The organism is Amycolatopsis aidingensis, from assembly GCF_018885265.1.
Lineage (GTDB): Bacteria > Actinomycetota > Actinomycetes > Mycobacteriales > Pseudonocardiaceae > Amycolatopsis > Amycolatopsis aidingensis.
In genome coordinates, this window is record NZ_CP076538.1 from 3,493,179 (window position 1) to 3,506,657 (window position 13,479).

14 protein-coding genes and 2 pseudogenes are annotated in these 13,479 nt (G+C 70.2%); 9 read left to right on the forward strand and 7 right to left on the reverse strand.

Annotated elements, in window-relative coordinates; all coding sequences use genetic code 11:
* Positions 1 to 17: 17 nt before the first annotated feature.
* Positions 18 to 239: a DUF5988 family protein gene (locus KOI47_RS36415; protein WP_408629913.1), complete on the reverse strand. Its 222-nt coding sequence runs from the start codon at positions 237 to 239 to the stop codon at positions 18 to 20.
* A gap of 255 nt (positions 240 to 494) precedes the next feature.
* On the opposite strand from KOI47_RS36415, the gene KOI47_RS16010 reads away from it, so the two are divergent.
* A complete protein-coding gene (locus KOI47_RS16010) occupies positions 495 to 1,841 on the forward strand; it encodes a hypothetical protein (RefSeq protein ID WP_216216737.1) in 1,347 nt (448 codons plus the stop codon).
* On the opposite strand, the gene KOI47_RS16015 is transcribed toward KOI47_RS16010, so the two are convergent.
* Positions 1,764 to 2,861, reverse strand: coding sequence for a hypothetical protein (locus KOI47_RS16015; RefSeq protein ID WP_216216738.1), 1,098 nt, complete (start codon positions 2,859 to 2,861; stop codon positions 1,764 to 1,766). The two genes, KOI47_RS16010 and KOI47_RS16015, sit on opposite strands and share 78 nt — an antisense overlap.
* A gap of 209 nt (positions 2,862 to 3,070) precedes the next feature.
* Here KOI47_RS16015 and KOI47_RS16020 point away from each other — a divergent pair, with 209 nt between their 5' ends.
* Together KOI47_RS16020 and KOI47_RS36420 are read left to right on the forward strand one after the other, a co-directional pair.
* Positions 3,071 to 4,108, forward strand: a complete 1,038-nt coding sequence (locus KOI47_RS16020) for an SDR family oxidoreductase (RefSeq protein WP_216216739.1) — start codon at positions 3,071 to 3,073, stop codon at positions 4,106 to 4,108.
* A 48-nt stretch (positions 4,109 to 4,156) separates the two neighbouring features.
* Positions 4,157 to 4,435 (forward strand): annotated as a pseudogene (locus KOI47_RS36420) (DUF2267 domain-containing protein); the annotation flags it as partial.
* Between the two features lie 88 nt (positions 4,436 to 4,523).
* Here the strand turns inward: KOI47_RS36420 and KOI47_RS16025 are convergent.
* Positions 4,524 to 5,528 (reverse strand): UDP-glucuronic acid decarboxylase family protein, encoded by a 1,005-nt coding sequence (locus KOI47_RS16025; RefSeq protein WP_232376773.1) that lies wholly within the window; start codon positions 5,526 to 5,528, stop codon positions 4,524 to 4,526.
* A gap of 74 nt (positions 5,529 to 5,602) precedes the next feature.
* Here KOI47_RS16025 and KOI47_RS16030 point away from each other — a divergent pair, with 74 nt between their 5' ends.
* Entirely contained in the window at positions 5,603 to 6,490 is an 888-nt protein-coding gene (locus KOI47_RS16030) for a polysaccharide pyruvyl transferase family protein (RefSeq protein ID WP_216216740.1), read from the forward strand.
* A 4-nt stretch (positions 6,491 to 6,494) separates the two neighbouring features.
* Here KOI47_RS16030 and KOI47_RS16035 read toward each other — a convergent pair whose 3' ends face one another.
* Complete coding sequence (locus KOI47_RS16035; RefSeq protein ID WP_232376774.1) at positions 6,495 to 7,574, reverse strand: AI-2E family transporter; 1,080 nt, start codon at positions 7,572 to 7,574, stop codon at positions 6,495 to 6,497.
* 94 nt (positions 7,575 to 7,668) lie between these two features.
* Between KOI47_RS16035 and KOI47_RS16040 the strand changes: the two genes are divergently transcribed.
* Entirely contained in the window at positions 7,669 to 8,853 is a 1,185-nt protein-coding gene (locus tag KOI47_RS16040) for a zinc-dependent alcohol dehydrogenase (protein ID WP_216216741.1), read from the forward strand.
* Positions 8,854 to 8,913: 60 nt separating this feature from the next.
* Here KOI47_RS16040 and KOI47_RS16045 read toward each other — a convergent pair whose 3' ends face one another.
* On the reverse strand, positions 8,914 to 9,099 hold the full coding sequence (locus KOI47_RS16045; RefSeq protein WP_216216742.1) for a hypothetical protein: 186 nt from the start codon (positions 9,097 to 9,099) through the stop codon (positions 8,914 to 8,916).
* A gap of 189 nt (positions 9,100 to 9,288) precedes the next feature.
* On the opposite strand from KOI47_RS16045, the gene KOI47_RS16050 reads away from it, so the two are divergent.
* On the forward strand, positions 9,289 to 9,768 hold the full coding sequence (locus tag KOI47_RS16050; RefSeq protein WP_216216743.1) for a DinB family protein: 480 nt from the start codon (positions 9,289 to 9,291) through the stop codon (positions 9,766 to 9,768).
* Between the two features lie 57 nt (positions 9,769 to 9,825).
* Here the strand turns inward: KOI47_RS16050 and KOI47_RS16055 are convergent, their stop codons facing one another.
* Positions 9,826 to 10,263, reverse strand: a complete 438-nt coding sequence (locus tag KOI47_RS16055; protein ID WP_216216744.1) for a hypothetical protein — start codon at positions 10,261 to 10,263, stop codon at positions 9,826 to 9,828.
* Between the two features lie 173 nt (positions 10,264 to 10,436).
* Here KOI47_RS16055 and KOI47_RS16060 point away from each other — a divergent pair, with 173 nt between their 5' ends.
* Positions 10,437 to 11,192 carry an acetate uptake transporter gene (locus KOI47_RS16060; protein ID WP_216216745.1) on the forward strand — a complete coding sequence of 252 codons (756 nt, stop codon included), beginning with the start codon at positions 10,437 to 10,439 and terminating at the stop codon, positions 11,190 to 11,192.
* A 96-nt stretch (positions 11,193 to 11,288) separates the two neighbouring features.
* On the opposite strand, the pseudogene KOI47_RS16065 reads toward KOI47_RS16060, so the two are convergent.
* Positions 11,289 to 12,002: pseudogene (locus KOI47_RS16065) on the reverse strand (SDR family NAD(P)-dependent oxidoreductase); the annotation flags it as partial.
* Between the two features lie 162 nt (positions 12,003 to 12,164).
* Between KOI47_RS16065 and KOI47_RS16070 the strand changes: the two are divergent.
* Both KOI47_RS16070 and KOI47_RS16075 read left to right on the forward strand, forming a co-directional pair.
* Entirely contained in the window at positions 12,165 to 12,572 is a 408-nt protein-coding gene (locus KOI47_RS16070) for a ChaB family protein (protein WP_216216746.1), read from the forward strand.
* Positions 12,573 to 12,692: 120 nt separating this feature from the next.
* On the forward strand, positions 12,693 to 13,475 hold the full coding sequence (locus tag KOI47_RS16075; protein WP_269756713.1) for a SigB/SigF/SigG family RNA polymerase sigma factor: 783 nt from the start codon (positions 12,693 to 12,695) through the stop codon (positions 13,473 to 13,475).
* Positions 13,476 to 13,479 lie beyond the last annotated feature (4 nt).

The following is a 13,479-nucleotide window of genomic DNA, read 5'->3' on the forward strand; positions in this document are numbered from 1 at the left end:
CCTTCTGTGTGCAGAATCTACTCTGCCGCGTACGTGCGGCAGATCCAGGTGAAAACCTGCACCGTCCACTCGCCGGATGTAGTTATTTCTGACGTCGGGACGAAATGTTCGTAGCGGTTTCCAAGCTCGATTTTCACCGGATCGTCGTTGTTGGGAACGCAACGCAGCCGTTCGGTGTCCGGGAGGGTCGAAGGGCCCCCGACCAGCAGTGCGTTGGGCTCGTGTCGAGTGGGTACCATGCGTCTCGTTGCTCCTCCTGTGGTCACGGCCAGTGATCGGTTTTCTGCGCCAGAAGTGTCATGCCATAAATGATCACCATGGTTTGCTTTGGCGGTCGCGAATGTGGGTCGCGTCGATCACGCGTACTCTTACACAAGCAGGAAGCATTCGTTGCCGCCAATACTCGGGCGTCGATGGGGCTGTCCAGTTTGCGTGGATTATTGACGAACAGGCCCTTGCCATCGGTCGTCGCATGTGGAAGCGAGGGATAGGTAGTGGGTCGGGCACCCAATGTTCGGTTGCGCTCCTTGCTGGACGAGGCGCGGTGGAACGGTGCGGAACTCGCGCGCGCGGTCAACGCGACGGCGGTCGAAGCGGGTGTGCGGACCGGCTACGGGCGCGCCTCGGTGGCCAACTGGCTGGCAGGCAGCCGCCCGCGGGGGAAGGTGCCGGAGCTGATCGCGGAGGCGCTGTCGCGGCGGCTCGGCCGGACCGTGACTGCGAGCGACACCGGTTTCGGCCACAACGGTGAACCTGTGCGTCGGCGGACACACCACGGCCAGGACGAACTCGGCCGCGGCGCCGACCGGGTACCCGCGGGCTCAGCGGTTTCACGTGCACCGGGCGTGTACAGCGTGGCTGGACTGGATGTGCCGCGATGGGCGCAGGTGCTGCCAGCCGACCGGGAGCGGCCCCGTGCACCGCGTGGCCCGTGGCGGCTGAGCGGCACCGAGCTGGACGCGGCGACGACGATGCTCACCGCGTTCTCGCGCGCCGAACGCGCCTGCGGGGCGGGGCCGGTTCGTGCCGCGCTCACCGAATACCTCGAGACCACGATCCACCCGTTGCTGGGAGCCGTCGGTGCGACCTCTGCGGTCCGCCGGAGTTTCCTTTCCGTCGCGGCCCGGCTGCGTTACCTATGTGGCTTCCTGTACTTCGACGACGAGTTGCATGGTGCGGGTCAGTGGCATTACCGAAGCGCACTCCAGCTCGCCGTCGAGGCGGGTGATCCGACCACCTATGCGATCGCGCTGAGGGCGTTGAGTGTGCAGGCACGCGCACTCGGCCACCATCGGGAGTCCGTACGGCTGGCCGAGGGCGCGGTGGAGGCCGGCACCGTGCGGGCCGTACCGGAGGTGCGGGCGTTCCTCGTCGGGCAGCTCGCGGTCGCGCGGGCCACGCTCGGCGAGCGCAGGGCCGCCGTGGCGCACCTGTGCGAGGCCGAGCGCATCGTCGAGCGGATGAGCGGCGGGATGGCCGCGGTCGGCGCGTACCACCGGGCGGCGCTCGCCCACCAGCGCGCGGCCGTGGCCGCCGGCCTGGGTGATCGGGCGGGCGCGATGACCGCGCTGGAGGATTCGATTCGGCATCGCCCTTCGACCGAGCTGCGTTCGCGGGCCGTACTGCTGGCGAAGCTGGCCGAGCTGAGGCTCGACGCCGGGCAGGTGGAGCAGGCCGGCGAGATCTGGCATCGGTTTCTTGACGACTACCCGGTCGTCCGCAGCGGCCGGGTGGACACGGCGTTGCGGACGTTACGGTCGCGGCTACTGCCGCACCGGAAGCTGCCGGGAGTCGAGGAACTGCTGGGCCGCGCTTCCGCTGTCCGCGCAGGCGGTGGCTGAGCGCTCGGCCGTCGTTCCGGCAGGGAAGGTGGCCGGGTCGACGGTCTCGGACATCATCCGGCGCCGTACGACCGAGGCCGGCCCCAGGCCGGTGAGGACCCCGATGACGTTCGGCAGCAGGTCGGGCGGGGCGGTGTCGGTGACGGCGAGGCCGATGCTCTCGGCCCCATCGAGCCAGTCCGGCCGGATGCGTTCCGGACCGGCGACCAGCTCGGCGGAGACCCCCGCCTCGGCGGCGAACCGGAGCGCGTCCCTGACGTCCATCGTGTCCGGGCTACCGAGGACGAGCATGGTGTCGCAAGTGGACGCAACGGTGCGGATCGTCTCCTTCCAGTCCGATGCCGCGTAGCAGTATCCGTGCGGGTGCGCACCCCGGATGCCGGGGTAGCGGTCCCGCAGCAGCTCGGCGATCCGGACGGCCTCCTCGATCACCGCGCCGGGCTGGATGACATAGGCCAGACGGGTGGGGCGATCGCCGAGGCCGGCGACGTCCTCGGCAGAGGTGACGACCGTTCGCCCGGCCACGGGTGTGGGCGGCCCGGTGCTGGCCGCCCGGCTGTCCACGAGGATGACCTCCTCGTCCTGGTCCTCGAAGTACCGGGCCTCGGCCCGGCTCAGCGCGCCGTGCAGGCAGCCCTGTGCATGGGTCGCGTCCGAGCCGATGGCGAGGACGATGCGCCGGGTCCGCCACAGCGCGGACCAGGTGGTGATGGCGTACCGTGCCGCCGATATCGCGTCCCGGTCTGCCTGGTGTGCCGCCACCGCGAAGCCGATGACCTGGCCGGTGCGGTCGACGTAGGAGGCGGTCAGGAGTATTCCTTCCGCGGAGCCGGTTCGGGCGACGAACGGTCGGCCCGGTTGCTGTACCGGGTAGCCGAGGTCTCGGAGTGTGGCCGCGATCAGCGGGGTGGCGGGTGAGCGAACCAGACCTCGCGTGGGATGCAGGAAGCAGCCGACGCCCACCGTGCCCCGCATGGTCCAACGGGTGCCGAACTCCCGGCGTTGCACAGATCGGTTCATCATGCACCTCACTTCGTAGAGTAATCACACAAGCACGAAGTGTATTCCGGCGATGGGTGGTCGATCACCAGCCGCCGGCACATTCGCCCTGCTCGGGTGAACGTGCCGGCGATACTGCCGCAGCCCCACCGGGAAGTGGGCATACGCACGTTCCCCGCGCGGTCGGGCGGGTACCCGGGCTGGAGAAGATCGTCAGGGAAGGAGCTGCGATGGGAAACGCCGACGGAGCCAGGACGGTGGTGGTGACCGGCGCCAGCGCCGGGATCGGCAGGGCCACGGCCAGGCTGCTCGGCGCCCGTGGCGACCGCGTGGCCCTGCTGGCCCGCGGTGAGCGGGGCCTGCGCGAGGTCACGGCGGAGATCCGGGCCGCGGGCGGGGTGCCGCTGCCCATCCCGGTGGACGTGGCCGACTACGACGCCGTGCGTTCCGTCGCGGCCAGGGTGGCCGAGGAGTTCGGCCCCATCGACGTCTGGATCAACGGCGCGTTCGCCACCGCCTTCGGACCGTTCACCGAGATCGAGCCCGCGGAATTCCATCGGGTGACCGCCACGACCTACCACGGATTCGTGCACGGTACCCGGGCCGCGCTGGAGCAGATGCGGCCCCGCGGCCGGGGCGCGATCGTGCAGATCGGCTCCGCGCTGGCGCACCGGGGCGTCCCACTGCAGTCGGCGTACTGCGGTGCCAAGCACGCCATTCAGGGGTTCACCGAGTCGCTGCGCTGTGAGTTGCTGCACGAACGCAGCGGGGTGGCGGTGACCATGGTGCACCTGCCCGCGGTGAACACTCCGCAGTTCGAATGGGCGCTGTCCAGGATGCCGCGCAGGCCGCAGCCCATCCCGCCGATCTACCAGCCGGAGGTGGCGGCCCGCGCCGTGCTGCATGCGGCCGACCATCCGCGTCGCCGCGGGTACTGGGTCGGCTTCAGCACCGTGGGCACCATGCTCGGCAACCGGGTGGCAGGCGGGCTGCTGGACCGCTACCTGGCCCGCACCGCATACCGCGCACAGCAGGACCAGGCCGCGGAGGATCCGGACCGGCCGGCGAACCTGTGGCACCCGGCGGATGCCGGCGGCGCCGCGGATTTCGGTGCCCGTGGCCGGTTCTCCGCGCGGTCACGGGACCGCAGCCCGCAGCTGTGGCTGTCCCAGCATCACGGCATCCTCACCGCGGGGCTGCTGGGCGCGGCTGCGGGTCTGGCCGCGACGGCGCGCCGGTTACGCCCGGCCAGAAAGGAACGGAGCTGACCGGCCCGCGGTCTCGGTGGCAGCCAGCGCGATCGAAGGGAGAAACCCATGCTGAGGTACCAGGATTTCGTCGAGTCGGTTCGCCAGCGCGGCGGGCTGGACAGCGTGGACCGCGCACGGGAATCCGCCACGGCCGTGATCGGTGCACTGGCCCAGCACCTGCCGGCGACGGAGCGGGACCGGCTGACCGAGGCGTTGCCCGGCACCCTGCGTGCGGCCGCGCGGGTTTCCGGGAGCACCCGGACCCCGGACGGGATCGAGCTGATCGCCGAGGTGGCGCGGCGGCTGGCCACCACCCAGGAACGGGCCCGTTACCTGGCGCAGCCGGTGCGCCGCCTGCCCACCCGGCGTACCAGCCGTGACGGAGTCGCGGCCCGTGGCCGGGTTCGGCGACCGCGTGCCCTTCTTGAACACGCTAGCTGGCCGGTGAGTGAGGCTCCCGGACCCCGCCGCGTACCGGTGCGGTCCGCTCAGCCCGGACGGTGCACCAGTCGATGGTGCGCCGCAGGCCCTCGGGTGCGGAGACGTACGGCCGCCAGCCGAGCCTGCTGCGGGCGACGGTGATGTCCGGGCACCGGCGTTGCGGATCGTCGGTGGGGGCGTCCACGGCCCGGATCGGCGAGTCACTGCCGGCCAGCTCCCGGATCTCCTCGGCGATCTCCCGCACCGTGAGCTCCTGCGGGTTGCCCAGGTTGACCGGGCCCGCGAGGGTGCTGTCCGCGAGGGTGAGCAGGCCGCGCACGGTGTCCTCGACATAGCAGATCGACCGGGTCTGCTCACCCCGCCCGGTCACCGTGATCGGCTCGGTGGCCAGTGCCTGCTGGATGAAGGTCGGCACCATGCGCCCGTCGTCGGGGCGCATACGGGGGCCGTAGGTGTTGAAGATACGCGCGATCGCCGTATCGCAGCGGCCCGCCCGGTGATATGCGGCGACCGTCGCCTCGGCGAAGCGCTTGGCCTCGTCGTAGACGCTGCGTGGGCCGATCGGATTGACGTTGCCCCAGTAGCTTTCCGGCTGCGGGTGCACCAGCGGGTCGCCGTAGACTTCGCTGGTGGAGGCGAGCACCAGCCGTGCCCCCTTGGCCGCGGCCAGATCCAGTGCACGCATGGTCCCCTGCGAGCCGGCGCGCAGGGTCTCCACCGGCAACCGCAGATAGTCCAGCGGAGAGGCCGCGGAGGCCAGGTGCAGCACCAGATCGACCGGACCGCGGATGCCGAGCGGTTTGGTCACATCATGCTCGATCAGCCGGAATCCCCTCCGGTGTCGCAGATGCGCGACATTCTGCGGTAATCCGGTGACGAAATTGTCCACGCACAGCACGTTGGTTCCCAGCCACAGCAGCCGTTCGCACAGGTGCGAACCGAGAAAGCCCGCGCCGCCGGTCACCACGGCGTTCCTGAATCCGGTCTCGGGCAACACCGCTACTGGCTACCCGGTCCGGGCCGGGCCAAACCTGCGGGTTAGCCGGAGGCCACCGTGGGTATCCCCGCGCCATGCGCGTACTCGTCACGGGCTGGCCGAGTTTCGACCACGGCGAGGCGGCCGCTGGCGACGTGCTCGGAATGCGGCGCGTCCACTCGGCCCTCACCGCCGCGGGTATCGAATGCGACCTGTCCTGGAGTCCAGGATTGCGGGCGGGTGAGCCGGGCCTGCGCGGCGCCGACCCGGACCGCTACACCCATCTGGTGTTCGCCTGCGGCCCGCTGCGCGGCAGGCAGCTGCGGGAACTGCATTCCCGCTACGCCCGCTGTCACCGGATCGCCATCGGGGTGTCCGTACTGGACCCTGCTGACCCCGCGGCCTCCGGTTTCCATCGGGTACTCCCGCGGGAGGCTGAGCAGACCGGCCATCCGGACCTGGCCATCGCCGCGGACGGCCTGCCCGTCCCGGTGGCCGGGGTCACCGGGACCCACCCGCGACCGGAATACGGCGAGGGGCGCACCCATCCAGGGGTGTACGAGGCGCTGACCGGCTGGCTGTCCGGATTGGACTGTGCCCGCGTTCCGCTGGAAACCCGGCTGGATCCTGGTGACTGGCGCCGATGCGCCACCCCCGACCAGGTTCTCGCGGTGCTCCGCAGGCTCGACGTGCTGGTGACCACCCAGGCACAGGACCTGGTCCTTGCGCTCGGCCAGGGCGTTCCGGTGCTGGCGGTGGATCCGGTCAACGGCGGCGGCAGGCTCAGTGCACAGGCCTGCGTGCTGGGCTGGCCGGCGCTGGTCAGCGCCGAGGACACACCCGTGCCAGGGGCGTTCGAGGACCGGTGGCGGTGGTGTCTCTCGGCCGAGGGCAGGCAGCGCGCCGCCCGGCACCGGGGACCGCGTACCGATTCCCTCCTCGGCGAGCTGATGCGGCAGCTGGAAACCAGCGTGGCCGCCTGAGGTGTCAGTCTTCCCGCGCGCGGTGCCTGCCTGCCGCGACCAGCACGGCGCGCAGGCTGCTCAGCACCGGCACGGCCAGCAGTGCACCGGCGATGCCGGCCTCGGCCCCGCCGACCACGATCGCCAGCAGTACGGCCAGCGGATGCAGCCGCACCAGGTTCCCGGTGAGCAGAGGCTGCAGCAACTGGCCTTCCAGCTGCTGCACGGCCACCACGATGCCCAGCACGATGAGCGCGGTGACGGGGCCGTTGGTGACCAGCGCGATCCCCACCGCGATCGCTCCGGAGACGAACGCACCCACATACGGCACGAAGGCGCCGAGGAAGACGAGCGCGGCCAGCGGTACGGCGAGCGGAACGCCCAGCGGCACCAGACCGAGGCCGATGCCCAGCGCGTCGATCAGGGCGACCAGCGCGGTACTGCCGACGTACCTGGTCAGGTCGTGGAAGGCGGTGCGCCCGGCGTCGTCGACGAACTCCCGGGTGGCTGGCCGCCACGGCCGCAGCAGGAAGTCCCAGATCTTCGGCCCGTCGTAGAGCAGCAGTACCAGGATGACCAGGGTGAGCAGCCCGCCTGCCAGCACCTGCCCGAGCGTGCTGAACACGCCCATCGTGCCGGAAACCAGGGACTGCTGGTGCTGGGTCAGCCATTCCCGCAGCCGCCCGAACATATCGCGCAGCTGCTGGTCGTCCAGCCGCAGCGGCCCCTCGGCCAGCCAGGTCCGCACCGCGTCCAGGGTGGCGGTCAGCTGCCTGCCGAGCTCGGGAAGGTTGTTCACCACACTCAGCACAGCGAAGGCGACCAGGCCACCCACCACGACGGCGCCGCCGAGCATCGCGGCGAAGGCGGCCAGCCCGCGCGGGGTCCCCCGCCGCGCCAGCCGCCGCACCAGTGGTTCGCAGGCCGCGGCCAGCAGCAACGCGACCGCGACCGGCACCACCACGAACGCGAGGTGCGAGACGAGCGTGCGCAGCGCCCACAGTGCCAGGAACAGGACCAGCAACCGCGCGGCCATGGTCGTGGCGCGGCGCAGACCTGCGCTGGTGAGCCGGATTCCGGATGACTCGGGGGCGGACTTTCGCACGGCACCCGGGTATCCGGTGCCGGATACGGCAAACCTCGCGCGGGGTTTGCCCGCACCCGCGCGGGTACCCGGATCGGGACGAAAGGAGCTCTCGATGAAGGCGGTTACCTGGCACGGCAAACGGGACGTCCGGGTGGAGACGGTGCGCGATCCCGAACTGGTGGAACCGACCGACGCGATCGTGCGGGTCACCTCCAGCGGTATCTGCGGTTCCGACCTGCATTTGTACGAGGTACTCGGCCCGTTCCTCGAGCGGGGCGACATCCTGGGTCACGAGCCGATGGGCATCGTGGTGGAGACCGGGTCCGCGGTGAGCGGCCTGCGCCAGGGGGACCGGGTGGTGGTTCCGTTCAACATCTCCTGCGGGCACTGCTTCATGTGCGAGCGCGGCCTGCAGACGCAGTGCGAGACGACGCAGAACAAGCAGACCGGCAAGGGCGCATCCCTGTTCGGCTACACCCGGCTGTACGGGCAGGTTCCCGGCGGGCAGGCGGAGTACCTACGGGTCCCGCAGGCGCACTACGGTCCGGTGAAGGTGCCGGAAGGGCCGCCGGACGAGCGGTTCCTCTACCTTTCGGACGTGATTCCCACGGCGTGGCAGGCCGTGGAGTACGCGGAGATCCCGGAAGGCGGCAGTGTCGCGGTGCTCGGGCTCGGGCCGATCGGCCAGATGTGCTGCCGGATCGCCGCGCACCGGGGTGCGGGTACGGTGCTGGGCGTGGACTTGGTGCCCGAGCGACTGACCCTGGCGCAGCGCCACGGAGCGACCACCCTCGACCTGCGGGAGCACCGGGACCTGCCGTCCGCGCTGCGGGGCCTCACCGGGGGCAGGGGCCCCGACTCGGTGATCGACGCGGTGGGTATGGAGGCGCACGGCGCGCCCGCGGGCAAGCTGGCGCAGGACCTGGTGGGGCTGCTGCCGGGTGTGATCGCCGCCAAGCTCACCGAGAAGGCCGGGATCGACCGGCTCGCCGCCCTGTACACCGCCATCGACTCGGTACGCAGGGGTGGCACGGTCTCGCTCAGCGGGGTCTACGGCGGGATGCTCGACCCGATGCCGATGATGACCCTCTTCGACAAGCAGATCCGGCTGCGGATGGGGCAGGCGAACGTGCGCCACTGGATCGATGACATCCTGCCGCTGCTCACCGGCACCGAGGACCCGCTGGGCGCGGAGAACCTGGCGACGCACCGGCTGTCGCTGTCCGAGGCGCCGCGCGGATACGAGCTCTTCCAGCACAAGCGTGAGGGCGCGATCAAGGTGCTGTTGCAGCCCTGAGCCGGGAGGTACGCACCTGGCGAGGCGGGTTGCCCGGCCTGCCCGGCCCGCCCGAGGAGGTCAGCCCGCAGGTTCGCGGCGCAGCAGCCACGCGTCGCCGGTGCAGTCCTCGGGCAGCTCCGGCAGGATCTCGTTCGGTTCCGAGGTGTGCCAATGGTGCCCGCAGCCCGCGTCGCAGTCGTAGCCGCCGCTGAGCAGCGCGGGCTGCCCGGCCTTGAAGGTCGCCTTGTCCGCGATGGTTGCCATGCCGGGGGTGTACCCCCTCCGGCGCCGTTCACACCCGGTTCGGCGCCGGGGCGAGGCGCGTGTCGCTACCCGGTTTCCGTGCCCGAGCAAGATCTAATCGGTGCTCGTGGCGAGGTCCGAGCAGCAGCGGCCGGGTCGGTTCCGGGCACCCGGCGCCGGCAAGCGCTACTACTACGTCCGGAGGCGCTGATGGGCTCGTTCGATGTGCCGCTGGAGGATGAGCGCACCCAGCTCGATGCGTTCATCGAGGAGTATCGCGATGCGATCGAGGCGACTCTCGTCCGTCTCACCGAGGAACAGGCCCGCCGACGGCTCGTCTCGTCGGCGACGACGCTGCTCGGGCTGCTCAAGCACGTCACGTGGATGCAGCGGGTGTGGTTCGAGGAGTGCGTCGGCGGTACGTCCCGCCGGGAGCTCGGCCTGGTGCAGGGTCCGGACGAATCCTTCCGGCTCTCCGCGGACGACACCGTCGGCTCGGTCACGGCAGCCCATCGGGAAGCCTGCGCCACGGCCAGGACGGTGGTCGCGGACCTGCCCCTGGACACCGTCGTGACCGGTCACTGGGCCGGACCGCGCACCCTGCACTGGGTGTACCTGCAGGTTCTCCGGGAACTGGCCCACCATTGCGGCCACGCCGACATCCTGCGCGAACAGGTACTCGCCGACTGAGTTCCGGTAGCAGGTGCGGCGCGCGGTCGCCGCGCCGCAGGCGGGTGTCCTCCCGGCTCAGCCCCGCGGCGGGGCGCTCACCTCGACCCGCTCCGCCACCAGGAACTCCTCGTCCCGGAAGGCATCGTAACGCCCCTCGTCCACCAGACCGTAGGGCTCGAGATAGTCGGCGTAGCGGAACTGGCGGACCGTGCCAGTGGCCTGTACCAGCTCGCGTTTGTGCACATCCGCACCCTCGGCGTACAGCACCAGCAGCGACTCGTCGCCGTACTCGTGCCCGCCCAGTTCGAAGGCCCGCGGGTTGATCACATCGCTCACCTCGGCGCTGATGGTGACCTGCTCGTCGAGGTACTTCGTGCCGTCGAAGTAGTCCTCCTCCGCCACGTCCTCCAGGTCGGCACCGTGCTCCGGGCCTGCCGAATCGCAGCCGGTGAGGCCGAGTGCCAGCAGGGCGGCCGAGGCGGCGGCCACCGCGCGACGTCGGAACGAGATCATCGCGCCCACCTTTCCGTCATCGTGGACAGAGACCGGCCCTCGATTACCCGTTCAGCGCGCGGGGACACGGTGCCGGCCCGAGGAGATTCGGCAGATGACGGATGAATTGTCCTCCGGTCTATGGGTATTCCCTGCAAAGCAGCGACAACGACAACCGAGTAGGAGGTCATCCGATGACGCACAGTGCCCCAGCGGCCCGTGGTAACGGGCACGAGGGGGATTCCGAGTTCGGTTTCTGGCGTGAGCACACGCATATCAACCTGAGCCCGGTGGCGGCCCCTTCGATCCTGGGCCTGTACGGGTTCGCGGCCTCGACCTTCATGGTCGCCGCCCACCTTGCCGGGTGGTACGGCAACGAGACCACGACACCGCTGGTTCTGGCGCCGTTCGTCTTCGCCTTCGGTGGGATCGCGCAGTTCCTCGCGGGGATGTGGTCCTATCGGGCGCGGGACGCGCTGGCCACCGCGATCCACGGCGCCTGGGGCTCGTTCTGGATCGCCTACGGTATCTACCACCTGTTCGTCGCGACCGGCCTGGTGCCCGGCACCGGCACCAGCGCGGTGGCGGCGACGGCGTTCGGCTTCTGGTTCATCGGGCTGGCCGCCATCACCTGGGTCGGCGCGGTGGCCGCGGCCGCGGAGAACGCCGCGATCTCGCTGGTGCTGTTCACCCTGGCGGCGGGCGCGACCCTGCTGGCGATCGGGCTGATCGGAGGCGTGGCCCTGATCGAGACCATCGCGGGCTGGGTGCTCCTGGTGTCGGCCGTGCTGGCCTGGTACGCCGGTAGCGCGATGATGCTGGAGGCGACCTTCAAGCGGGTGGTGCTGCCGATGGGCAAGCGCGGAGTGGAACCCAACGCGCCCGGAAGGAAACCCAAGGAAACCATCCAGTTCCAGCTGGGCGAGCCCGGCGTCAAGGTCGGGCAGTGAGCCTGCCGTACTGACCCGGTGGCGGCGGGGACACCGCCGCCGAGCGCACCCCGAGCCTTCGGGGTGCGCTCGACTGCGTTCGAGCGATGGCTCACCCCCGGGAGGGGTCTGGCCGACCAGCGGCGCCAGCACCTCGCCGGTGTAATACGAGGAGAGCTGGCCTGCGGCGAGGAACACGTAGGAGGGGGCGAGTTCGTCCGGGTGCGCGGGCCGGTCGTAGGGGGACATGGCCGCCGAAACCGCTCACCTTCTCCGGCGGGAGCGTGGCCGGGCGCAAGCCGTTGACCGAGCCGGTGTTGATGATGCAGTCACCTTCGTCCAGATGCGGCAGTGCCGCCGCGGCGACGCGGACGTAACTGTGGACGTTGACGTCGAAGGTACGCATCCACTGCTGCTCGGTCAGGTCCTCGGGGGACTCCAGTGCCCACTGCGTCGCCACGTTGTTCACCAGGATGTCCAGGCCACCGAGCGCCTCGACGGTGCGCTCCACCACGGCCCGGCACTGCTGGGCCGCGGCGAGGTCACCGGGGACGAGTTCGCAGTAACGGCCCTCCGCGCGGACGAGTTTCGCGGTGTGCTCGGCGTCCTCGTGCTCATCGAGGTAGGCATCGTGACGTCCGCGCCCTCCTTGGCGAACGCGATGGCCACGGCCCTGCCGATCCCGGAGTCCCCACCGGTGACGAGCGCACGTTTACCCGACAGCAGTTCCCGGCCGGGATAGCCCGCCATCGAATCACGCGGTTCCGGGCGCATCGCCGCCGTCTTGCCGGGCGGCCGCTGTTCCTGCGGGGGCTGGCGGGAATCCGACACGATGCCCCTTGGATTGGTGAGTGCTCGGTAACGGGTGTGTACCCGGCGCCGCCGGGGAGTACTCGGAAACCGCCGGTACGTGCGGCCGCCGCCGGTTTGAGCCGGAGGGCATCGGGCTATCCAGGGCATGCATCGAAGGCCTATACGATAGGAGCACGACCGATGCCTGGACGAGAAGACCTTCCCAGCACACTCCGCCGCTCGCCGGAGAAAGCGCAGCGCACCTGGATCGAGGCGCACGATTCGGCGGTGGAAACCTATGGCGAGGGACGGCGGGCACACCAGACGGCCTTCTCCGCGCTCAAGCACTCCTTCGAGAAGGTCGGCGATCACTGGGAACCCAAGAAACGTCGCGGGCCCTCGGACAAGCAGGCCACCAGGGGTGCGGGACAGCGGCCGGTCAAGACCGCCGGTGGTGTCGACGCCTCCGCCAGCAAGCAGCACCTCTACGAGCAGGCAAGGCGGCTCGACATTTCCGGCCGGTCCTCGATGACCAAAGACGAGCTGGTGGACGCACTCCAGCGAGCCAACCAGCGCAAGACGGCCAAGGCCCGCGCGCGTCAGAAGTAGGAATTCCCGGCCCGCCTGCGGTTTCCGGCCGACCACTGGGGACTCATGATGTCGATATAGATGGGCGAATGTCGTGATTCTACGATTCCGGTGCGGAAGTCCACTGGATGGACGTGCAGCGTGACGGCCGGCCGGAAGGAGGACCGATCGTCCGCGGACTATTCCGATGTGCTGCCCTTGCTGGTCCGCATGTCGGGGCTGGATGGCGACGATCCGGAACGGGCCCGGTTGCGTTCGGCCGTGGTGACCCGGTGCCTGCCACTGGCCGAGCATATCGCGCACCGGTTCAGTGGCCGGGGAGAGCCGCGGGAAGACCTGGTGCAGGTGGCGCGGCTGGGATTGGTGCATGCGGTGGACCGGTTCGAGCCCGACCGGGGCAAGGAGTTCATTTCCTTTGCGGTACCGACGATCATGGGAGAGATCCGCCGGTACTTCCGGGATACGGCGTGGTCGGTGCGCGTTCCCCGGCGGCTGAAGGAGTTGCATCTCGCGCTGAACCAGGCGAGCGCCGAGCTCGCGCAGCGGTGCGGCCGTGCGCCGACGCCGAGCGAGCTGGCGGCCGAACTGGGGGTGGAGCTCGAGGAGGTGGTGGACGGGTTGCTGGCGGGGAACGCGTACCAGTCCGTTTCGGTGGACGGGAACGTGGACGAGGTGGGCGTGGCGTCCCTGGTGGACACCCTGGGTGGTTACGACGCGCAGCTGGAGGAGGTGGAGAACCACGAGGCCCTGCAACCGTTGCTCCAGGAACTTCCCGCGCGGGAGCGCTCGGTGTTGATGTTGCGGTTCTTCGGCAACCTTACGCAGACCCAGATTGCGCGGCAGATGGGTATCTCGCAGATGCATGTCTCGCGGCTGCTGGCGAAGACCCTGCGGCAACTGCGCGAGGAGCTCACCCAGTCCTGACCGC

Bases quoted from the DNA above. Each gene is read 5' to 3' on its own strand.
- KOI47_RS36415 (WP_408629913.1), bottom strand. From the start codon at position 239: ATGGTACCCACTCGACACGAGCCCAACGCACTGCTGGTCGGGGGCCCT.
- KOI47_RS16015 (WP_216216738.1), bottom strand. From the start codon at position 2,861: ATGAACCGATCTGTGCAACGCCGGGAGTTCGGCACCCGTTGGACCATG.
- KOI47_RS16020 (WP_216216739.1), top strand. From the start codon at position 3,071: ATGGGAAACGCCGACGGAGCCAGGACGGTGGTGGTGACCGGCGCCAGC.
- KOI47_RS16030 (WP_216216740.1), top strand. From the start codon at position 5,603: ATGCGCGTACTCGTCACGGGCTGGCCGAGTTTCGACCACGGCGAGGCG.
- KOI47_RS16040 (WP_216216741.1), top strand. From the start codon at position 7,669: ATGAAGGCGGTTACCTGGCACGGCAAACGGGACGTCCGGGTGGAGACG.
- KOI47_RS16045 (WP_216216742.1), bottom strand. From the start codon at position 9,099: ATGGCAACCATCGCGGACAAGGCGACCTTCAAGGCCGGGCAGCCCGCG.
- KOI47_RS16050 (WP_216216743.1), top strand. From the start codon at position 9,289: ATGGGCTCGTTCGATGTGCCGCTGGAGGATGAGCGCACCCAGCTCGAT.
- KOI47_RS16055 (WP_216216744.1), bottom strand. From the start codon at position 10,263: ATGATCTCGTTCCGACGTCGCGCGGTGGCCGCCGCCTCGGCCGCCCTG.
- KOI47_RS16060 (WP_216216745.1), top strand. From the start codon at position 10,437: ATGACGCACAGTGCCCCAGCGGCCCGTGGTAACGGGCACGAGGGGGAT.
- KOI47_RS16070 (WP_216216746.1), top strand. From the start codon at position 12,165: ATGCCTGGACGAGAAGACCTTCCCAGCACACTCCGCCGCTCGCCGGAG.